This is a genomic window from Aurantimonas sp. (genome assembly GCF_964217435.1).
GTDB classification, from domain to species: Bacteria; Pseudomonadota; Alphaproteobacteria; order Rhizobiales; family Rhizobiaceae; genus Aurantimonas; species Aurantimonas coralicida.
The window spans coordinates 74,906-95,733 of record NZ_CAXPJM010000037.1 but is presented as its reverse complement, the minus strand read 5'-3'; the positions used below and the strand labels follow the sequence as shown (position 1 = coordinate 95,733).

The following is a 20,828-nucleotide window of genomic DNA, read 5'->3' as shown; positions in this document are numbered from 1 at the left end:
GCTAGCCAGCCAGGACGATGCCGGAATCCGGCGCGAAGGTCAGCCAGACCGCCTCGTCGTAGCCGATCTGCTCGGACGCCCCGCGCACCGAATTGAGCGTCGCGGCGCGCACGATGTCGCCGCTCTCCAGCCGGACGTTGAACAGGGTCATGTCGCCGAGATAGGCGATGTCCCAGATTTCGCCGTGGAGCGCGTTGATCGACACGTTCTCCGGCTTCTGCCGGGACAGCCGCATCTTCTCGGGTCGGATGGCGAAGAACGCCTCGCTCCCGGTGGCGAGATCGCCGGCGGTCTCCGCCTCGATGATCACGCCGCTCGTCGTGGCGATCCGGGTCGTCCCGCCGACCCTGCTTTCGATCGTTCCGCCGAGGATGTTCACCGACCCGATGAAATCCGCCACATAGCGAGTGGCCGGCGCCTCGTAGATGATCTCGGGGGTGGCGACCTGGACGATGCGCCCCTGGTCCATGACGGAAATCCGGTCGGCCATGGTCATGGCCTCTTCCTGGTCGTGGGTCACGATCAGGAAGGTCAGGCCCATTTCCTGCTGCAGATCCATCAGCTCGAACTGGGTCTCCTCCCGCAGCTTCTTGTCGAGGGCGCCCAGCGGCTCGTCGAGGAGCAGTACCTTCGGCCGCTTGGCCAGCGAGCGGGCGAGCGCCACGCGCTGCTGCTGGCCGCCGGACAATTGCTGCGGCTTGCGCGCGGCGAAGCCGTCGAGCTTGACCAGCTTCAGCATCTCGGCGACGCGGTCGTCGCGCTCCGACTTCGCCATCCCGTCCTGCTTCAGGCCGAAGGCGATGTTGCCGGCGACGTCCATATGGGGAAACAGCGCGTAGCTCTGGAACATCATGTTGACCGGCCGGCGATGCGGCGGAATGCCGATCAGGCTCTGGCCGTCGAGGCGCACGTCGCCCTCGCTCGGTTCCTCGAAGCCGCCGAGCATGCGCAACAGGGTGGACTTGCCGCAGCCGGACGGCCCCAGCAGCGCGTGGAACTCGCGCCGGTAGATGCCGAGCGACAGGTCGTCGACAGCCTTGAACTCGCCGAAGCGCTTGGTGACGCGATCGAACTCGATAACCGGCGACTGCGTCGCGTCGGCCCAGGGCGCGAAGCTGCGACGGATGTTGCCGAGGGATTTCTGCACCGTCGCCACCTCGTCCGTGAATCGACCCGTTGCACCGCCCGGTGATCATGGCGATGACCCGCTCCCGGCCTGAGGCCGGAAGCGTGTGCGCTCATGTCGGGCGAAGCGCCTTACTGACCGGTCTGGACCGTCGTGAAGGCGCGGTTGATGAGCCGCTGCGTGCGGGCGTCGTAGGCTTCCTTGGTGTAGAGATTGGCGAGAACCTCGTCGCTCGGATACACCGCCGGATCGTTGATGATCGCGTCATCGACGAATTCCTGGCTGGCCTTGTTGCCATTGGCGTAGACGACGTAATTGGTCGCCTTGGCGATGACCTCGGGGCGCATCAGATAGTCGATGAAGGCGTGGGCGTTCTCCGGATGCGGCGCGTCGGCCGGGATCGCCAGCTGGTCGAACCACATGCGGGCGCCCTCCTTGGGAATCGAATAGGCGATCTCGACGCCCTGCCCGGCTTCGGCCGCGCGGTCGCGGGCCTGGAAGATGTCGCCCGAATAGCCGTAACCGACGCAGATGTCGCCATTGGCCAGCGCATTGATGTATTCCGACGAGTGGAACTTGCGCACGAAGGGGCGCACCTTCAGCAGCATCTCCTTGGCCTGCTCGATCTCGGCCGGATCGGTCGAGTTCGGGTCGAGGCCGAGATGGTTCAACGCCGCGGGCATCACCTCGGTCGGTGCGTCGAGCATCATGATTCCGCAATCGGCCAGCTTCTCGGCATATTGCGGATCGAAGATCAGGTCCCAGGAATCGGTCGGCGGATTGTCGATCCGCTCCTCGACCATCTTCTTGTTGTAGCCGATCCCGGTGGTGCCCCACATGTAGTTGACGGAATAGTCGTTGGCGTCGCCATATTCGCCGACGCGGTCGCTGATCACGTCCCACATGTTGTCGAGATTGCTCAGCTTCGACTTGTCGAGCTTCTGGATCAGGCCAGCCTCGATCTGGCGGACCAGATATTCGGAGGACGGCACGACGACGTCGTAGCCGCTTCCGCCGGCGAACAGCTTGGTGTCGAGGATGTCGTTGGAATCATAGACGTCGTAGACGACCTTGATCCCGGTCTCCTCGGTGAAGTCCGCCAGGATGGAATCGTCGATATAGTCCGACCAGTTGTAGACATTGACGACCTTCTCTTCCTGAGCGGTCGCCGTTCCGGCGCCTATGGCGAGGGTCGCGGCAGCAGCCCCCAGCATCGCGATCAGTCGTGTCATTCGGTCAGGACCTCCATAAGATGTGTATCGGAAGCGGGCATCGTCCCCGCCGGGTGTCGGCGCCAAGTTAAGAACATCGGCGCGCCAATTCCTAGCCCTTGCGCGCCCTTCCGGCGTGTTGCCGGGCCGCTTCAGCCCTCTCTCGGGCGGATCATGAAGCGGGCGTCGCTGCCATAGTCCGCAAGGGCCCCGGTCGGCAGCGTGTCCGACGCATCGACGAAGCCGAAGCGGGCCCAGAAGGGCACAGTGCCATAGACCGAGACCAGCGCCGCCGACGGATAGGACGCGGCCTGTTCGAGCAGCAGTTCCACACCCGGCGCGGCCAGGCCCTGCCCGCGCATTTCGGGCGCCACCACCACGTCGTGGATGAAGAACCGGTCGGCGGGCGTCGGCAGCGTGCCGAGCAGCGTGTTCAGCTTGGGCGGCGGGCCCTCTGTCCAGGGATGGGCGAGCGTGTAGCCGCAGACGATGCCGGCCGGGTCGGCGAGAACGAGGCAGCCTGCCGGACAGAGATTCAGGCGGTCGGTGAAGACCGCCTCCTCCTCCGGCAATCCGGGGTGAACCCGGTCGGCCAGCGCGATCGCGGCGCGCAGATCGGAGCGCGCCATGAGGCGCCACCGGGCCGTGTCGTTCTGCGCCGTCATTTGCATGCCGTCCCGTCCCGCAGCCGGCCGCCGGTCAGCGGTGCTTCGTGCCCTCGCCGTAGAACAGCTTTTCCCAGGCCTTGTGCGCCTTGTAGCCCTCGCGGATGAAGGGCGTGAAGACCGCCATGTTGAGGACCGCCTTGTTGGTCGTCTTGGCCGGCTGCTTCAGCGGCTTCTCGAAATCGACGAACAGCACCACCCGCACCTTGTCGGAGTGGTTCCAGGCCTCGTGCTCATAGGCGTCGTCGAAGATCAGCGCCTTGCCCTCTTCCCAGTGGCAGGTGCGGTCGGCGACCCGGATGCCGATCTTGTCCGGCTCGTCGGGGACCAGCAGGCCGAGATGGAAGCGCAGGACGCCGTTATACGGACCGCGATGCGGCGGCAGGTGCTTGCCCGGCTCGAAGATCGAGAACATCGCCGATTTCATGCCGGGGATCTTCTGCAGGATGCGCCAGGTCTCGGGACACTGGCGGATCGCCTCCTCCGACTTGATGCCGTAGCCGCACAGGAAGAAGGTCTTCCAGTTCTGGTCCGACGAGATCGAGCGCACTTCCGACGAAATCTCGTGGAACGCTGGCAGTTCGCCCTTGCGCACCAGGACATTGTCGAGCTCGGCGCGGATCGCCTTCCACTCGGCCTCGACCTCGCGCGCCCATGGAAAGTCGTCGGTCTCGAAGACCGGCGGATTGCCGACGGCCGAATGCTTCAGATTGAGCTTCTCGGCGCCATCGACGAGCCGCTGCACCGAGCGTGCGACGAAGCCGTCGCGGGTCATCGTATCGTCCAGACCTTCGGTCTTCTGCTTCTGCTGGCTCACAGGCTTGTCTTTCGTTGTGTTCGCATTCCCGCCGGCCACCGCCGGGCGATGTCCGCCTTCGCCGCAGGTCGCCGCGCTCGCCCGCTAATTGTGACGGTACGCTGACACCTGCAAGGGCGCGTCGCGCTGCATCTGGCCCCTGTTCACTGGAAATCAAATGCCGACAGGCCGGTGACCATTTCGTCGAGACCCAGCGGGCGCGTCAGCGGCGGCTCGGCGCGGGCAAGGCACGCCTGCCGCTCGCACAGCCGGCAGGCCGGGCCGATGCCGACCGTGGCGGGCTTGGTTCCCAGATGCCGGCCATAGACCGTCTCGTCCTTGTAGCCGATGTCGCAGCCGATCAGGATGGCCGTCCGCCGCGGACGCTCGGCAAAGCCGGCCTGCAGCCCTTCCAGCGTCCGAGCGACGAGCAGGAACTCGGCGCCGTCCGGCATTTCGGCGCTCTCGACCAGGATCTGCCCCGGCTGGGCGAAGGCGGCGTGGATCGGCAGCTTGGGACAGCCGCCGCCAAAGCGCTGCACCGGGAAGCCGCGGGCACCGGCCCGGCGGAAGCGGTTGCCGGCATTGTCGACCTCGAGCAGGAAGAACGGCACGCCCGGCGCACCCTGGCGCTGCAGCATGGTCAGCCGGTTGGCCGCCTGCTCGAAGGACACCTGGAAACGGCCGCGCAGGACGTCGATGTCGTAGGCCGAGCGCTCGGCCGCGGCCTGGAAGGCGGCATAGGGCATCATCAGCGCATGGGCGGCGTAGCGCAGCAGCTCGAACCGTGCCAGCCGGCGCGCCTCGTCGCTGGTGAAGGCGAAGGTCGCGGCCTCGGCCGAGACCACCTCGCCGAAGGCCAGAAGGCAGGATTCCAGCGCCACCTCGCGCAGCCGGTCTGCCGGGGCGAGACGCTCGGACAGGAACAGCCGGCGCGAGTGCCGGTCGAAGCGGCGACGCCAGTTCGGCATGGTCTGCACCGGCAGCACCCGCACGGAAATGTCGTGCTCCTTGCGCAGCCAGGTCTTCAGCGCCCCCATCAGGTCGTCGCCGGCGGCCAGCGTCTGGTGCAGGGTCTCGGCGGCAGTTTCGAGAGCGGCGAAATAGTTCGGCCGGGTCTCGAACACCTCGCGGACCTCGTCGATCGGCAACCGCGCGCCGGCCAGCCCGGTGCCGCGCCCCTCCCGCGCCAGGAGATCGGACAGGTCGGAGAGCCGCCCGTGCTGCTCGCGATAGGCGCGATAGAGCTTGATCACGCCGGTCGCCGCGTTCGGCGCGGCTTCGGCGATCTCCAAGAGTTCCTGCTCGCCGGGAAGTTCGCCAGCGAGCAGCGGGTCCGAGAAGACCCCGCGCAATTCGGCGACGGAGCCCTGCTGCTCGCCCCGCAGATCGCCGATATCGACCTCGTAGGTCTGCGACAGCTTGAGGATGAGCTGCACCGTCAGCGGGCGCTGATTGCGTTCGATGAGGTTCAGATAGGACGGCGAGATGCCGAGTTCCTCGGCCATCGCGGTCTGGGTCAGGCCGAGACCGTTGCGGATGCGGCGAATGCGCGGTCCGGCGAAGATCTTGTTCTCGGCCATCAGGCACCTCCCGGGAAGACAGAGCGCGCCGGATCGTCAGGGGCCAGGGAATCGTCAGGGGTAAGGGAGTGGAAGGGGTGCGGCCGGGTGCGCCGGCCACCGCGTGCGAAACGGTCGTTCAGGCGCCCAGATGCGTGCCGCCGCCCTGCATGCGACGCAGGCAGGCAGGGCCCGGTCCGCGCATGTAGTGACGCTCGGGATGGTAGGCCGCCAAAGCGTTGCTCAGGCCCAGAAGACGCAAAACCACACGCACCGCACTCATCGTCCGCTCCAAATCTCGACCGGTCGTCCGCCGACAATTGGCAGCATGACCGGGAAAGGTTTCGATTGATGGAATCCAAGGCGATATTGTGTTGGTGGATCATGTCTTTCACGAAAATCCATACCCCTGTGACGCCACAGCAACGGCTTTGAGCGCCCCGGGCCGACGGCCGCGGGCGACCGCAATGCGCCATCCCGGCCTATGACAATTTTTACATCGTGACAATCGCAGTCTGTGAAGGTCCTGACAAGACGACCCGAATAAGCCTGCGATCCACCCGCCCGGCGCTTCTCAGCACATACCGGCGATGTCATGTCTCTCCCCAGGCACTGCCGGTGACTTGTCACAGTCGCATCGGCAGCCGGAATTCAGGAGAGGATCGACCGCCATGACCGATTTTTACAATCTCGTCCCGTCTGCCCCCGAAGGCCGCTTCGACAATGTCGAGCGCAACTACACGCCCGAGGACGTCCAGCGCCTGCGCGGCTCGGTCCAGATCCGCTACACGCTGGCCGAAAACGGCGCCAACCGGCTCTGGGAGCTGATCCACTCGGAAGACTTCGTCAATTCGCTCGGCGCGATGACCGGCAACCAGGCCATGCAGCAGGTCCGCGCCGGCCTGAAGGCGATCTACCTCTCCGGCTGGCAGGTCGCCGCCGATTCCAACACCGCATCGTCGATGTATCCGGACCAGTCGCTCTATCCGGCCAATGCCGCGCCCGAGCTCTGCCGCCGCATCAACCGCACCCTGCAGCGCGCCGACCAGATCGAGCATGCCGAAGGCGCGAAGTCCGTCGACACCTGGTTCGCCCCGATCGTTGCCGACGCAGAGGCCGGCTTCGGCGGCCCGCTCAACGCCTTCGAGATCATGAAGGCCTTTATCGAGGCCGGCGCGGCGGGCGTCCATTTCGAGGACCAGCTTGCTTCGGAAAAGAAGTGCGGCCATCTCGGCGGCAAGGTGCTGATCCCCACCCAGGCGCATATCCGCAACCTGACCGCGGCGCGGCTGGCGGCCGACGTGATGGGCGTGCCTTCGCTGGTGATCTGCCGCACCGACGCCGAGGCGGCCAAGCTGATCACCTCGGACATCGACGAGCGCGACCAGCCCTATGTCGATTATGACGGCGGCCGCACGCCGGAAGGCTTCTACCGGGTCAAGAACGGCCTCGAGCCGTGCATCGCCCGGGCCATCGCCTGCGCCCCCTATTCGGACCTGATCTGGTGCGAAACGTCGAAGCCTGATCTGGAGCAGGCCCGGCGCTTCGCCGAGGCGGTGAGGAAGGAGCATCCGAACCAGCTGCTCGCCTACAATTGCTCGCCGTCCTTCAACTGGAAGAAGAACCTCGACGACGCGACCATCGCCAAGTTCCAGCGCGAACTGGGAGCCATGGGCTACAAGTTCCAGTTCATCACGCTGGCCGGCTTCCACCAGCTGAACCACGGCATGTTCGAACTGGCCCGCGGCTACAAGGATCGGCAGATGGCCGCCTATTCGGAGCTGCAGGAAGCCGAGTTCGCCTCCGAGGCCGACGGCTATACGGCGACGAAGCACCAGCGCGAGGTCGGCACCGGCTATTTCGACGCCGTCTCCATGGCCATCACCGGCGGCCAGTCCTCGACGACCGCCATGGGCGAATCCACCGAGAGCGCGCAGTTCAAGAAGGACCAGCATCTCAGCGTGGCAGCCGAGTAACCCCCTCGCGCAAGTCGGTTGGCCAACCTCCGGCCCCTTGCGCAAACGGAGCGGGACACGCGCGGGAGTTTCTCTTCCCGCTTCCGCGGCCCCCAGTCTCCCGCTCCCCCGGAACGCTCCCCCGAGCGGCGTTCCGGGACCCCACGACACCGACATGACGACCAACCAAGGAGACAGACGATGAGTGCAGTCGCTATCGACGAAAGCCGCCCTCGCACCCGCGTCAAGGAGCGGGCCGAGGAGCAGTCCTCCGCCATGGACGAGGCCCAGCAGGCCGCGATCCGCATGCTGGCCAACGACCTTCACCGGCTGAACCAGTCCGTGATGAAGGCGGTCGAGGCCGGCGTCTCCGTCGAACTCGTGCGCTCCGCCCGCCACCATTCCGGCAACGGCAATTGGGGCGACCTGCTGATCCCGGTCGTGGTCAAGACCGGGATCTGAGCACCCGGCGGACGCCCGTAGAACGGCGCCTTCCGAAACCACCCAAGCGGCGCCCGTTCCTTGCACAGCCGGGGAGCGGGCGCTTTGCGTCGGGGATGCGGCGCTGATCATCGCCACAACGGGCATCCCGGCGCGGGCCCCGCCTTCCCTCACCCCCGTCCGGCACGCTACACTCCGGCCCAATCCGCCCGAGAGGCGCTTCCCCGCAGGATGGCATGACCAGCACGAAACCTCCGAAATCGCCGCGTCCGAGCGGACCCGCACGGATCGATTACGGCCGCAAGACCGGCCGCGTCGGCGGCAACGAGGCCAGCGCCGTCAAGGGCGCGCCGAACGCCAAGCGCGACCCGGCCCCGGTCAAGGTGCCCGCGAATGACGGCGCCCATCTGGAATCCAAGCGCGGCGTCGCCTCCATGCACGAGGCCTCGGGCTGGCTCGCCGCCCGCGGCATCGACGATCTGGAATGCATCACGCCGGATCTGGCGGGCGTGGCCCGCGGCAAGATGATGCCGGCCAAGAAGTTCACCGCCAACACTTCGCTGGCGCTGCCGTCGGCGCTGTTCATGCACACGATCTCCGGCGAATATCCCGAGGAGAGCGGCGAGTTCCGCTATTCGCCCGGCGACGGCGACCTCAAGCTCGTGCCCGACCTCTCCACCCTGTGCCGGGTACCGTGGGAGAGCGACCCGACCGCCCAGGTGATCTGCGATCTCGTCGACCAGAACGGCGTCGCCGTCGGCTACACGCCGCGCAACGTTCTGAAGCGGGTGATGGCGCTTTATGACGCCAAGGGCTGGAAGCCGGTCGTCGCACCGGAGATCGAATTCTACCTCGTCTCCAAGAATGTCGACCCGGACTACCCGCTGGTGCCGCCGATCGGCCGCTCCGGCCGGCAGATCCAGTCGGGCCAGTCCTATTCCATCGGCGGCGTCAACGAATTCGACGAGCTGATCGACGACATCTACGACTATTCCGACGCGCAGGGGCTGGAGATCGACACGCTGATCCACGAGGAGGGCGCCGCCCAGCTCGAGATCAATCTGCGCCATGGCGACCCGCTGGAGCTCGCCGACCAGGTCTTCATGTTCAAGCGCACCATCCGCGAGGCGGCGCTCGGCCAGGACATCTACGCCACCTTCATGGCCAAGCCCATTCAGGGCCAGCCGGGCTCGGCCATGCACATCCACCAGTCGGTGATCGACAAGGAAACCGGCCGCAACGTCTTCTCCAACGAGGACGGCTCGGCCTCCGACCTGTTCTTCGCCTTTCTCGGCGGCATGCAGCGCTACGTGCCGGCGGCGCTGATCATGATGGCGCCCTATGTGAATTCCTATCGCCGCCTGACCTACGGCATGGCCGCGCCGACCAACACGGCCTGGGGCTACGACAACCGCACCACCGCCTTCCGGGTACCGACCTCGGACGCCGCCGGCCGCCGCGTCGAGAACCGCCTGCCCTCGTCCGACACCAATCCCTATCTCGCCATCGCGGCCTCGCTCGCCTGCGGCTATCTGGGCATGGTCAACAAGCTGACGCCCGAGGGTCCGACCGACCGGACCGTCAACGAGGACGGCGTCATCTCGCTGCCCCGCGGTCTCCTGGAAGCCCTGGCGATCTTCGAGGCCGAGAAGGATTTCGACACCGTCTTCAGCCCGGAATTCGTCGGCACCTATGCCGGCATCAAGCGCGGCGAGCACGAGACCTTCATGCAGGTGATCAGTCCCTGGGAACGCGAGTTCCTGCTCCTGCAGGTCTGAGTCTTGTCCGCCTATCAGTCTCCCATCGCCCCCGGCCGCTCCTGGTACGAGGACAGCGTCGAGCGACCGACCTATCCGGCCTTGGACGGCAGCCGCAAGGTGGACGTCCTGGTCGTCGGCGGCGGCTTCACCGGCCTGTCGGCGGCGCTGCATCTCGCCCGCACCGGCGTCGACGTGGCGGTGCTGGAGGCGCATCGCTTCGGCGATGGCGCCTCGGGTCGCAATGGTGGACAGATGGGAACCGGCCAGCGGCTCTGGCCGATGGAGATCGAGGCGGCCTACGGCTTCGAGCGATCCAAGGCCCTGTTCGATCTCGCCGAGGAAGCCAAGGCCCATCTGACCGAGTTCATCACCGCCAACGGCATCGACGCCGACTACCGCGGAGGCCAGCTTTCGGTCGTCCACAAGCGCCGCTACCTGAAGGACTATCGCGCCCAGGTCGAGGAGCTGACGACCCGCTACGCCTATCCCCATGTCAGCTTCATGGATGCCGACGAGACCGCCGACCGGCTCGGCTCGCGCCGCTATTTCGGCGGCATTCGCGACACCGGCACCGGCCATATCAACCCGATGAAGCTGGTCGTCGGCAGCGCCCGGGTCGCGGCCGAGGCCGGGGCGCAGCTCTTCGAGAACAGCCATGTCGAGCGGCTCGACCGGCGCGATGGCCGGATCGTCGCCGTCACCGCCCATGGCGAGGTCAGCGCCGAGCGCGTGCTGATCGCCACCAATGCCTATGGCGGGGGCCTCGACCCGCAGGTCGACGCCCATGTCATGCCGATCGGCTCCTTCATCGGTGCGACCGAGCCGCTCGCCGATCCCCACGCGGTGCTGCCCGGCGGCGAATCCTGCGACGATTCCCGCTTCGTCGTGCGCTATTTCCGCAAGAGCGGCGACGGCCGCCTGCTCTTTGGCGGCCGCGAGGCCTACACCTCCGCCACCGGTGACATCGGCCGGCACATCCGCAAGCAGATCGCCGAGGTCTATCCGCATCTGGCCGATGTGCGCCTCAGCCACGCCTGGGGCGGCTCGGTCGGCATCACCATGGAGCGCCTGCCCTATGTGCGCAGCCTCGCGCCGGGGATCACCACCATCGGCGGGTTTTCCGGACATGGCGTCATGCTCGCGAACTTCGCCGGCCGGCTCTATGCCGAGCGCGTCAACGGCAATCGCGACCGCCTCGCCGACTTCGAGGCGCTGCGCATTCCCGCCTTTCCGGGCGGCCGGCGACTGCGCGCGCCGCTGCTTTTCCTCGCAATGACTTGGTTTTCCCTGCGCGACCGCTTCTAAAACCCGGGCCGCGCGACATATTCGGATCGTGCGCGGCGGGACCCTTCGCCCGCAGCCGACAGGCAGGCAGCCCAACCGACGCACCATGACGGCCCAGGAGCAGACGACACGATGCCAGATCTCGACATTCTCAAGGACCGCACGGGGCTGATCGTCGAGGACAACATGATCATCGCGCTCGATGCCGAGCAATTGCTGCTCGACAACGGCATGGCGCGGATCCTGACCGCCGCGAATGTCGCCGAGGCGCTGCGCCTGATCGAGACCGAAACGATCGATGTCGCGCTGCTCGACGTCAATCTCGGCTCGGAGACCAGTTTTGCGCTGATCGCGCCGCTGAATGCGCGGAGCGTGCCCTACATCTTCGTCACCGGCTATGGCGAGAATCTCGATCTGCCGCCGGAAGCCGGCGCCAGCGAAGCGATCAACAAGCCCTATGACGACGTCCGCATGCTGGAGGCGGTCACACGGGCCTTTGCCAGGCGCGAGGCCGCGGCCTGAGCGCCCGGCGCGAATGATCTTCGCCGGCCCACCGCGGCTATGGAATAATTCAATCGATTAGATTACACAGCGGACGGAACGGCTTCCCCCGCTCATTGTCTTGCAGAGGGACGATACATGTCCAGCCAGATCATTCCCGTCGATCCGTTCGACTATGTCGTGTTCGGCGGCAATGGCGACCTTGCCGAACGCAAGCTGCTGCCGGCGCTCTATCATCGCGATCATGACGGGCAGATGCCGCAGGATTCGCGGATCATCGGCGCCTCGCGCACCCATATTTCCGACGAGGAATACCGGGCCTTCGCCCGCGAGGCGATCGCCAAGCACGTCAAGCCCGAGGACACTCACACGACGTCCGTCGAACGTTTCGTCTCGCGCCTGCACTACCGCCAGGTGGATGCGCGCGCCGACGAGGGCTGGGACGAGCTGAAGGCGCTTCTGGAAGGCGCCGAGGATGGCAACGGCACGCGCGTGCGCGCCTTCTACCTGGCGGTCGGCCCGGCGCTGTTCGCCGATCTCGCCTGCCGTATCGGCGAGAAGGGTCTCGTCCACGCCAACACGCGGCTGGTCGTCGAGAAGCCCGTCGGCCGCGATTTGGAATCGGCCCGTGAACTGAACGACATCATCGGCCGCTACTTCACCGAGGACCAGGTCTTCCGCATCGACCATTATCTCGGCAAGGAGACGGTGCAGAACCTGATGGCGCTGCGCTTCGCCAATGCGCTGTACGAGCCGATCTGGAACTCCGCCCATATCGACCACGTGCAGATCACCGTGGCGGAATCGGTCGGGCTGGAAGGCCGCGCCGGCTATTACGACAAGGCCGGCGCGCTGCGCGACATGGTGCAGAACCATATCCTGCAGCTGATGTGCCTGGTCGCCCTCGAGCCGCCCCCGACGCTGGACGCCGACGCCCTGCGCGACGAGAAGCTGAAGGTGCTGCGCGCCCTAACTCCGATCGATGCCTCGAATGTCGAGAGCCGCACCGTGCGCGGCCAGTACAAGGCCGGCGCCTCCGATGGCGCGGCCGTGCGCAGCTATCTCGACGATCTCGGCGAGGCCCAGAGCGACACCGAGACCTTCGTCGCCATCAAGGCCGAGATCGGCAACTGGCGCTGGGCCGGCGTGCCCTTCTACCTGCGGACCGGCAAGCGCCTGTCCGAGCGCATGTCGGAGATCGTCGTCACCTTCCGGCCGATCCCGCATTCGATCTTCGCCGGCCTCTCGGGCAGCATCCAGCAGAACCAGCTCGTCATGCGGCTGCAGCCCAATGAGGGCGTCAAGCAGTGGGTAATGATCAAGGACCCCGGTCCCGGCGGCATGCGCCTGCGCCACGTCCCGCTGGACATGAGCTTTGCCGAATCCTTCCGGGTGCGAAACCCGGACGCCTATGAGCGGCTGCTGATGGACGTCATCCGCGGCAACCAGACCCTGTTCATGCGCCGCGACGAAGTCGAGGCGGCCTGGAACTGGATCGACCCGATCCCGCAGGCCTGGGCCGAGAAATCCATGAAGCCGCAGGGCTACACGGCCGGCACCTGGGGCCCCTCCTCCGGCGTGGCGCTGATCGAGCGCGACGGCCGCACCTGGCACGAACCCGACTGAGGCGATCCGGAATGAGCACAGCCCCCGTCCTGCACCGCTACCGCGATGGCGACGCCCTGGCCGAGGCCCTCGCGGTCGGCGTGGCCGCCGTCCTCGCCGGCGCCATCGCCACCCGCGGCACGGCGACCCTGGCGGTCTCCGGGGGCTCGACGCCGAAGCGCTTCTTCGAGCGTCTGTCGCAGGCCGAGATCGACTGGCCGAATGTGAACGTGCTGCTGGTGGACGAACGCTGGGTGCCGGCATCGAGCGATCGCTCGAACGCCGCGCTGGTCGCCGACAAGCTCCTGAAGAACCGCGCCGCGGCGGCGCATTTCATCCCCTTCTATCTCGACGCCGAAACGCCCGAGGATGCGCGCGAGGATCTCGCCGAGCGCTTCCGGCGGCTGGCCCGTCCGCTCGACGCCGCCGTGCTCGGCATGGGCACGGACGGCCATACCGCCTCGTTCTTTCCGGGCGGCGACAATCTCGATGCCGCCATCGACCCGCAGACCACCGAGCCGGTCGTCGCCATGCGGGCGCCCGGGGCCGGCGAGCCCCGCGTCACCCTGACCCTGCCGATGCTGGTGGAAGCGCGGCTCCTGGCGATCCACATCGAAGGCGAGGAAAAGCTCGCCGTCTACGAAAAGGCATTGGCCGGCGGCCCCGTCGAGGAGCTGCCGATCCGGGCGGTCCTCGAAGCACCGCGCAAGGACCCGGCCAACGTCTTCTGGTGTCCCTGACGCCCCTTTCACCGTCCAGGAGGTCAATCCCATGACCGTCGATCCGCGCATTGCAGAGATCACCGACCGCATCCGGGAGCGCTCCGCGCCGACGCGCGAACCCTATGTGGCGCGCATCATGGCCAAGGGCGCCGAGGGACCGAAGCGCTCGACCCTGACCTGCGGCAACCTCGCCCATGGCTTCGCCGCCTGCGGCCCGCTGGACAAGTCCCGCCTGTCGGGCGACCAGACGCCCAATCTCGGCATCATCACCGCCTATAACGACATGCTCTCGGCCCATCAGCCCTTCGAGCGCTACCCCGAACTGATCCGCGAGGCCGCCCGCGCCATGGGCGGCACCGCCCAGGTGGCGTCCGGCGTTCCGGCCATGTGCGACGGCGTCACGCAAGGCCAGGCCGGCATGGAGCTGTCGCTGTTCTCGCGCGACGTGATCGCCATGGCGACCGCCGTCGGCCTCTCCCACGACATGTTCGACGCCGCCGTCTATCTGGGCGTCTGCGACAAGATCGTGCCGGGCCTGACCATCGCCGCTTTGACCTTCGGCCATCTGCCGGCGATCTTCGTGCCCGCCGGACCGATGACCTCGGGCCTGCCCAATGACGAGAAGAGCCGCATCCGGCAGCTCTACGCCGAGGGCAAGGTCGGGCGCGAGGAGCTGCTCGCCGCCGAATCCCAGTCCTATCACGGCCCCGGCACCTGCACCTTCTACGGCACCGCCAATTCCAACCAGATGCTGATGGAGATCATGGGCCTGCACACGCCGGGCTCGTCCTTCGTCAATCCGAACACGCCGCTGCGCGATGCGCTGACGCGGGAAGCGGCAAAGCGCGCCCTGTCGATCACCGCACTGGGCAACGAATACACGCCGGCCGGCCTGGTGGTGGACGAGCGCGCCGTGGTCAACGGCGTCGTCGGGCTGCACGCCACGGGCGGTTCGACCAACCACACCATGCATCTGGTGGCGATGGCCGCGGCTGCCGGCATCAGGCTGACCTGGCAGGACATTTCCGACCTGTCGGACATCACGCCGCTGCTGGCCCGCGTCTATCCGAACGGCCTCGCCGACGTGAACCATTTCCAGGCAGCCGGCGGCATGGGCTTCCTGATCCGCGAACTGCTCGATTGCGGCCTGCTGCACGAGGACGTGCGGACCGCATGGGGCCATGGCCTGCGCGCCTATACGGTGGAAGCGCGCCTCGCGCCGGACGGCGAGACCGTGCTGCGCGAAGCCGCCCCCGCCCACAGCGGCGATCCCAAGGTGCTGACAACAGCCGACCAGCCCTTCTCGTCCAATGGCGGCCTGCGCATGCTCAAGGGCAATCTCGGCAAGGCCGTCATCAAGGTTTCCGCCGTTCGGCCCGAGCGCCGCATCGTCGAGGCGCCGGCGAAGATCTTCCACGACCAGAACGACATGAAGGCCGCCTTCGATTCCGGCGAGCTCAACCGCGACTTCGTCGCCGTGGTCCGCTTCCAGGGCCCCCGGTCCAACGGCATGCCGGAACTGCACAAGCTGACGCCGCTGCTCGGCGTCCTCCTCGACCGCGGCCACAAGGTGGCGCTGGTCACCGACGGGCGGATGTCGGGGGCCAGCGGCAAGGTGCCGGCGGCGATCCACGTCACGCCGGAAGCCAAGGCCGGCGGGATGATCGCCAGGCTGGTCGATGGCGACATGGTGCGCCTCGATGCCGATGGCGGCACGCTGGAAATCCTCGTGGACGCCGACGAACTGGCGGCGCGCCCCCTCGCCGACCCCGATCTCAGCGGCAACGAATTCGGCATGGGCCGGGAATTGTTCGCCACCTTCCGGGCGGCGGTGGGGACGGCTGACGCAGGCGCCAGCGTCTTTTGACGGCTTCCGCAGCGCGCGTTCGCATGATAGCGCACTAAATGGTCTGCCCGAGGAGGCGGAACCATGGATTCCTGTTGATGAATTTCGCCAAGAGCATGCTGGCCATCTCCCTGCGACAGCTCGGTATCGTCCACGACATCCTGATCGCCGCGGTATCGATGACCATCGCCATGTCGATCGCCTGGGGATGGCAGCCGCTGTTCAGCGTCTGGCAGATCTGGCTTCTGATCGGTGCCTATACGGCACTGAGCGCGGTCTGCTTTCCGTTCTTCTCGCTCAACAGCGGCGCCTGGCGCTATGCCTCGCTGCTCGACGTCCTGTCGATCGTCAAGGCGGTCACCTTCATCAACCTGGCCTTCCTGCTGCTGCATTTCCTGCTGTTTCGCGGCGCCTTCCTGCCCCGCTCCACGATCGTGATCTCCTGGTTCATCATGATCGTCGGCCTGGGCGGCCCCCGCCTCGCCTACCGGCTGATGAAGGAGCGCCGCCTCGACCGCCGCAGCCTCGCCGCCTCGGCCATCGCCGGCACCAAGCGCGACCTCCTGCTCTACGGCTTCAACGACAATGCCGACCTGTTCATCCGCAACAGCCGTCGTAACCGCCGGCAGGACGCTATCGTCGGCATCATCGACGAGAAGTCCAAGAACCGGCGCCGGCAGTTGCATGGCATCCGCGTGCTCGGCACGCTGGCCGAACTGGAACAGACCATCGCCTGGGCCGAGAAGCGGGGCACGCCGGTCGGCGAACTGGTGGTCACCGAGGTCGACATTCCGGCCGCGCGGCTGTCGCGCATCGTCGCCACCTGCGCGCCGCTGGGCGTGACGGTCAAGCGGCTGCCCGACATCAGCCAGACGGGCATCGTCGACGAGAACCGCCCGATAGAGCCGCTGCCGATCGCGCTGGAAGATCTCCTGGGGCGCCAGGAGGTGGATCTCGACATCGCCGAGGTCGAGCGGCTGATCAAGGACCGGCTGGTCATCGTCACCGGCGCCGGCGGCTCGATCGGCTCCGAACTCGTGCGCCAGATCGCGCGCTTCGCGCCGCGCCGTCTCGTCCTCGTCGACAATTCCGAATTCAATCTCTGGTCGGTCACCCGGCAGATTTCCGACGAATTCCCGAGCGTTCCGATCCTGCCGCGGATCGTCGACGTGCGCCACGGCAATCGTATCCGGGCGCTGTTCGCCGAGGTCGGCCCCGACGTCGTCTTCCACGCCGCCGCGCTGAAGCACGTGCCCATCGTCGAGGACAATCCGGTCGAGGGGATCGACACCAACCTCCTGGGCACCCGCAACGTCGCCGATGCGACCCTTGCCGCCGGCGCCTCGGCCTTCGTGATGATCTCGACCGACAAGGCCGTGAACCCGTCCAACGTCATGGGCGCGACCAAGCGGGCCGCCGAAGCCTATTGCCAGGCACTGGATCTCGATCAGGACGCGACGCGCTTCATCACCGTGCGCTTCGGCAACGTCCTCGGCTCGACCGGTTCGGTGATCCCGCTGTTCCGCTCGCAGCTCGAAAAGGGCGGGCCGCTGACGGTCACCCACCCGCATATCACCCGCTTCTTCATGACCATTCCCGAGGCGTCGCGGCTGATCCTGCATGCGGCGGGCCACGGCATGACCGACACCCGCGCCAAGGGCCAGATCTTCGTGCTCGACATGGGCAAGCCGATCCGCGTCGCCGAGCTCGCCGAGCGGGTGATCCAGCTGGCCGGACTGAAGCCGCATATCGACATCGACATCCGCTTCGTCGGGCTGCGCAAGGGCGAGAAGCTCTACGAGGAACTGTTCGGCGAGGGCGAGACGCGCGAGGAGACCGGCCGCGCCGGCCTGCTCATCGCCGGCTCTCGCGTCAGCGACGTGAAGCTCCTGTCGCGCAGCTTCGCCAATATCGAGGGTGCGGTCACAGCCGGCGATGCCGAGCGCGCGCTGGAGATCCTCAGGCGCATCGTGCCGGAATACCAGCCGGCCATCATCGACGACGATACCGGCGCCGACCCGGCGCGTCTGGCCCAGCCGACACCGCCGGCACCGGCCTGATCCTCATCACAACACCATCGCGGGACGCTGACTGAACGGCCTGCGCTGGCGACAGCGCGCGCTCGCCTCCCCCGTCGTCGATCCGCGCTGACCGCGTGTCGGGACTACAGCGCCTGGCGGCGGCCGCGAATGTCGGCAATGTGCTTCTTCACCGCGGCGATGTCGTTCTGCAGCCGCACGACTTCCTCGTCGTCGCCCGCCTGCGGCTTCTCGCTGTCGGCGGGATCGGGAAGATCGCCGCCCAGCGCACGAATGCGCTCGCGCAGCGTCCGGCGCCGCGCGGCCGGCGGCAGGGTCTCGTCTTCGCCTGCACTGTCCGCGTCCGACGCGTCCTGCACGGGGGCCGCGGCATCCTCTGCGTCATTCGCCGGGACCGGCCGATCCTCCGACGCAGCGGTCTCGGCCTGCGCCGGGTCGGCCTCATCGGACACGGGCGCTTCGGCAACCGGCATCGCCTCGGCCATGCGCCGTTGATCCTGCGCGCTCGCATGGACCGATGGACGGAAGTCGTCGTCCTTGGTCTGGGTGCCGGCGGTCATGGCGCCGTCCCCGGGGGCCAGAACGATAGCCGTGGAATAGCCGCCGCCATTGCCGAAATGACCGGTCGCGGCCGAGCCGTAGGAGGTGCTGAAGCCGCTCAGGCGGGGCCGTGCGGCCATCTCCGCCCGCATCCGCATGGCGTTGCGATACTGCTCGGAGATCGCACCGACGCCGGCCAGGAACACCCCGGCCAGAAAGCCCAGCATGCCGCCGGCCCCGACCACCAGGCGCCGCGACAGGCTGGAGGGCCGCAGCGGCGGAGTGGCTTCCGAGATCACCCGGACATTGGCCGTGTTGATGCCCTGCTGTTCACCAGTTTCCCGGGCGCGCAGCAGGTAGGATTCATAGACTGCCCGCGACGCCTCGACCTCGCGCTGCAATTCGCGCAGTCGCACGAAGGAGCCGCTCGTCGCCACCTGATCGGACTTCAGCTCGTCGAGCTGCCGGGTGAGATCGCTGTTGGTGCGCTCGGCGCGGGCGAGATCGGTCTGCGCCCCGGCGACGATCCGGGCGAGCTCGGAGCGGATGGCGTCGCGCGCCGACGCCAGCGACTGGCGGCTGGCGATGAGCTGCGGGTGCCGGGGGCCGAGAGTGGCCGCCAGCGACGCGGTCTTCTGGGCAAGGTCCGAATAGGTGGCGCGCAGGCGCGTCAGCGCATCCGAGGTCAGCTCCTCGGGAAACGCGCCTTCGACCACGTCGTCGACACTGGCCCTGGACATCTGCTCGGCCTTCACCCTGAGGGCGGTCACATTGGCCCGGCCGCGCGACAGTTCGTCGTTGATCCGCAGGATGTAGCTGTCGTCGACCAGCTGTCCGCCGACGCCGACGAGCTCGTTCTCGGACTTGTAGTCCTCCACCGCCCGTTCGGCGGCCGAGACCTTCTCGCGCAGCTCGGCCAGGCGCGAGGAGAGCGCATTGGTCGCCCGCCCCGCCGTATCCGACTGGACCTCGGCCAGATGGTCGATGAAGGTATTGGCGACCAGACGCGACAGCCGGGCGGATTTCTCCGGGCTTTCGGTCGTCACCGAAATGTTGAGGATGAAGCTCTTGGCATCGCGCGAGACGCCGGTGACCTCGCGCAGATTCTCCATCGTCTGCAGGAAGCGTTCGTTGGTCGACGCGGTGGTGGGGCTGGTGAGGCCGAGGCTTTCCAGCGACGGCAGCAGCGACTCGCCCTGGCCATTGAACTCGGGATCCGACGTCAGGTCGGCGCTCTCGACGATCTTGGCCATCATGTCGTTGGAATTGATGACCGCGATCTGGCTCTCGATCAGGGCGAGCGTCGCCTCCGTCGGCAGGCCGTTCGGCGTGACCTCGTTCTGCACCACCTTGATGTCGCGGGGATCGGCGAAGATCTGCGAATAGGCGGTGTATTTCTTCGGCATCGACAGCGCGAATGCGACGCCGAGCAACAGCCCGAAGATGGTCGTCAGGATGATCAGCCGCCGCGCCGACCAGACCGACTGGAAGACATGCACCGGGTCGATCAGCGAGCCGTTGGAATCCTGCATCTGCGGTCCTGACGGGCGCGCGGCATACGGTGCGTTCGGGTTCGTCTCGGATGAGAACATAGCCATATCGATCCGCAGAATAGCCGTCCGGATCAAGTGCCGGAGCTTGCCGACCGACTCTGGGCAATCATGGCTAATGAACGGTTAAGACGCACGTCCCTAGCGGAACTTTCCGTCGGTCAGCCGGTCCGTAGGCGTGATTTTAGCAGCTCCATCCATGGTTTCGGGCGCAGGTCGCGGTCGAGCGGAAGCGGCCGGTCGGGATGGCCGTCCGGCCGCGGCAGCACATCCGGCACCCAGCTGTAGCGGTCGGTGATGCCCCACACCGTCACCGCCTGCGGCGGCTTCCAGGCGAAGATCGCGTCCAGAAGGTCGGAGACCAGCCCGTAGGCGGTCTCGTCCTGCGCCGCGTTGCTCGGCGGGGTTTCCCAGTCGATGATGTCCAGCTCGGTGACCATCAGCCCGACGCCGAGCCGGTCCAGTTCCTTGTGGAAGCCTTCGAGCCCCTCCTTGTCGATCTGCCGGCCCGCATACAGATGCCCCTGCATGCCGACGCTGTGGACCGGCACATTGCCGTCCTGCAGCTGGCGCACGATGCCGAGCATGATCTCCCGGCGCGCGTCGAAGCGCGGGCCGACGAACTCCAGATCGTAGTCGTTGATCACCAGCCGCGCCTGTGGATCGGCCCGGGCCGAGGCCGCAAAGGCGATGGGGATGTGCTTCGGCCCGAGCTTGTCCAGCCAGACGGTCTGGCGCAGCGGGCCTTCGGTCGCCGGATCGTTGGCAATGACCTCGTTGACGACGTCCCACCCGGTCAGCCGGCCCTTGTAGCGGTCGCCAATCCGTTCGATGTGGTCGACCAGCGCGGCCTCCGCCGCGGCCGGCGTGTCGAGCCGCTCCACCCAGTCCGGGGTCGCGCCCCACCAGACATGGCAGGTCCCCCGGCTGAGCCGGTCGTTCTGAAGGGCGAAATCGACCACCCGGTCGGCGGGCTCGAAATTCCACTGGTCGGGCGCGGGATGGACGAGGCTGAACTTCAGCCCGTTCATCGGCATGATCAGGTCGCAATGGTCGAGAAACGCCTGCTTGTAGCCGGGGTCGACCTCCATGAACTCGGCCTGGATGGCGCCGCCCAGCGGCACGCCGCCGGCCGCTCGCGCACCCGTTCCGGCGGCCGAGGCAGCACCCGGCGCCAACGCCAGCGCGGCCCCGGCGCCCAGAAGGGAACGGCGCGTTAAACTTC

General features: G+C 67.1%; 17 protein-coding genes. 9 read left to right on the top strand and 8 right to left on the bottom strand.

The window, feature by feature from the left end; all coding sequences use genetic code 11:
• Position 1 precedes the first annotated feature (1 nt).
• The 6 genes from ACEQX1_RS14465 to ACEQX1_RS14440 all read right to left on the bottom strand — a co-directional run bounded on the left by ACEQX1_RS14465 (position 2) and on the right by ACEQX1_RS14440 (position 5,643).
• The gene (locus tag ACEQX1_RS14465) at positions 2–1,147 is read right to left on the bottom strand and encodes an ABC transporter ATP-binding protein (RefSeq protein ID WP_370193125.1); all 1,146 of its coding nucleotides are present in this window, start codon (positions 1,145–1,147) and stop codon (positions 2–4) included.
• Positions 1,148–1,257: 110 nt separating this feature from the next.
• Entirely contained in the window at positions 1,258–2,358 is a 1,101-nt protein-coding gene (locus ACEQX1_RS14460) for a polyamine ABC transporter substrate-binding protein (protein ID WP_370193127.1), read from the bottom strand.
• 131 nt (positions 2,359–2,489) lie between these two features.
• A complete protein-coding gene (locus ACEQX1_RS14455) occupies positions 2,490–3,002 on the bottom strand; it encodes a GNAT family N-acetyltransferase (protein ID WP_370193129.1) in 513 nt (170 codons plus the stop codon).
• A 34-nt stretch (positions 3,003–3,036) separates the two neighbouring features.
• Positions 3,037–3,819, bottom strand: a complete 783-nt coding sequence (locus ACEQX1_RS14450; protein WP_024349312.1) for an aspartyl/asparaginyl beta-hydroxylase domain-containing protein — start codon at positions 3,817–3,819, stop codon at positions 3,037–3,039.
• A gap of 143 nt (positions 3,820–3,962) precedes the next feature.
• On the bottom strand, positions 3,963–5,381 hold the full coding sequence (locus ACEQX1_RS14445) for a short-chain fatty acyl-CoA regulator family protein (protein ID WP_370193131.1): 1,419 nt from the start codon (positions 5,379–5,381) through the stop codon (positions 3,963–3,965).
• Between the two features lie 118 nt (positions 5,382–5,499).
• On the bottom strand, positions 5,500–5,643 hold the full coding sequence (locus tag ACEQX1_RS14440) for a hypothetical protein (RefSeq protein WP_154653355.1): 144 nt from the start codon (positions 5,641–5,643) through the stop codon (positions 5,500–5,502).
• Positions 5,644–6,031: 388 nt separating this feature from the next.
• Between ACEQX1_RS14440 and aceA the strand changes: the two genes are divergently transcribed.
• From aceA to ACEQX1_RS14395, 9 genes are all read left to right on the top strand, one after another.
• Positions 6,032–7,336: an isocitrate lyase gene (gene aceA / locus ACEQX1_RS14435; RefSeq protein ID WP_024349314.1), complete on the top strand. Its 1,305-nt coding sequence runs from the start codon at positions 6,032–6,034 to the stop codon at positions 7,334–7,336.
• 180 nt (positions 7,337–7,516) lie between these two features.
• Positions 7,517–7,777: a hypothetical protein gene (locus ACEQX1_RS14430; protein ID WP_370193135.1), complete on the top strand. Its 261-nt coding sequence runs from the start codon at positions 7,517–7,519 to the stop codon at positions 7,775–7,777.
• Between the two features lie 215 nt (positions 7,778–7,992).
• Positions 7,993–9,534: a glutamine synthetase family protein gene (locus tag ACEQX1_RS14425; protein ID WP_370196966.1), complete on the top strand. Its 1,542-nt coding sequence runs from the start codon at positions 7,993–7,995 to the stop codon at positions 9,532–9,534.
• A 3-nt stretch (positions 9,535–9,537) separates the two neighbouring features.
• Positions 9,538–10,821, top strand: coding sequence for an NAD(P)/FAD-dependent oxidoreductase (locus tag ACEQX1_RS14420; protein ID WP_370196965.1), 1,284 nt, complete (start codon positions 9,538–9,540; stop codon positions 10,819–10,821).
• 111 nt (positions 10,822–10,932) lie between these two features.
• Complete coding sequence (locus tag ACEQX1_RS14415; RefSeq protein ID WP_370194175.1) at positions 10,933–11,322, top strand: response regulator; 390 nt, start codon at positions 10,933–10,935, stop codon at positions 11,320–11,322.
• Between the two features lie 117 nt (positions 11,323–11,439).
• The gene (gene zwf, locus ACEQX1_RS14410; protein ID WP_024349319.1) at positions 11,440–12,927 is read left to right on the top strand and encodes a glucose-6-phosphate dehydrogenase; all 1,488 of its coding nucleotides are present in this window, start codon (positions 11,440–11,442) and stop codon (positions 12,925–12,927) included.
• An 11-nt stretch (positions 12,928–12,938) separates the two neighbouring features.
• The gene (gene pgl, locus ACEQX1_RS14405) at positions 12,939–13,646 is read left to right on the top strand and encodes a 6-phosphogluconolactonase (RefSeq protein WP_188075096.1); all 708 of its coding nucleotides are present in this window, start codon (positions 12,939–12,941) and stop codon (positions 13,644–13,646) included.
• 31 nt (positions 13,647–13,677) lie between these two features.
• Complete coding sequence (gene edd / locus ACEQX1_RS14400; protein WP_370196964.1) at positions 13,678–15,495, top strand: phosphogluconate dehydratase; 1,818 nt, start codon at positions 13,678–13,680, stop codon at positions 15,493–15,495.
• A gap of 77 nt (positions 15,496–15,572) precedes the next feature.
• Positions 15,573–17,534: a polysaccharide biosynthesis protein gene (locus ACEQX1_RS14395; RefSeq protein ID WP_370194197.1), complete on the top strand. Its 1,962-nt coding sequence runs from the start codon at positions 15,573–15,575 to the stop codon at positions 17,532–17,534.
• Positions 17,535–17,638: 104 nt separating this feature from the next.
• On the opposite strand, the gene ACEQX1_RS14390 is transcribed toward ACEQX1_RS14395, so the two are convergent.
• Complete coding sequence (locus ACEQX1_RS14390) at positions 17,639–19,585, bottom strand: GNVR domain-containing protein (protein WP_370196963.1); 1,947 nt, start codon at positions 19,583–19,585, stop codon at positions 17,639–17,641.
• A gap of 179 nt (positions 19,586–19,764) precedes the next feature.
• Positions 19,765–20,781, bottom strand: a complete 1,017-nt coding sequence (locus ACEQX1_RS14385; RefSeq protein WP_370196962.1) for an endo-1,4-beta-xylanase — start codon at positions 20,779–20,781, stop codon at positions 19,765–19,767.
• Positions 20,782–20,828 lie beyond the last annotated feature (47 nt).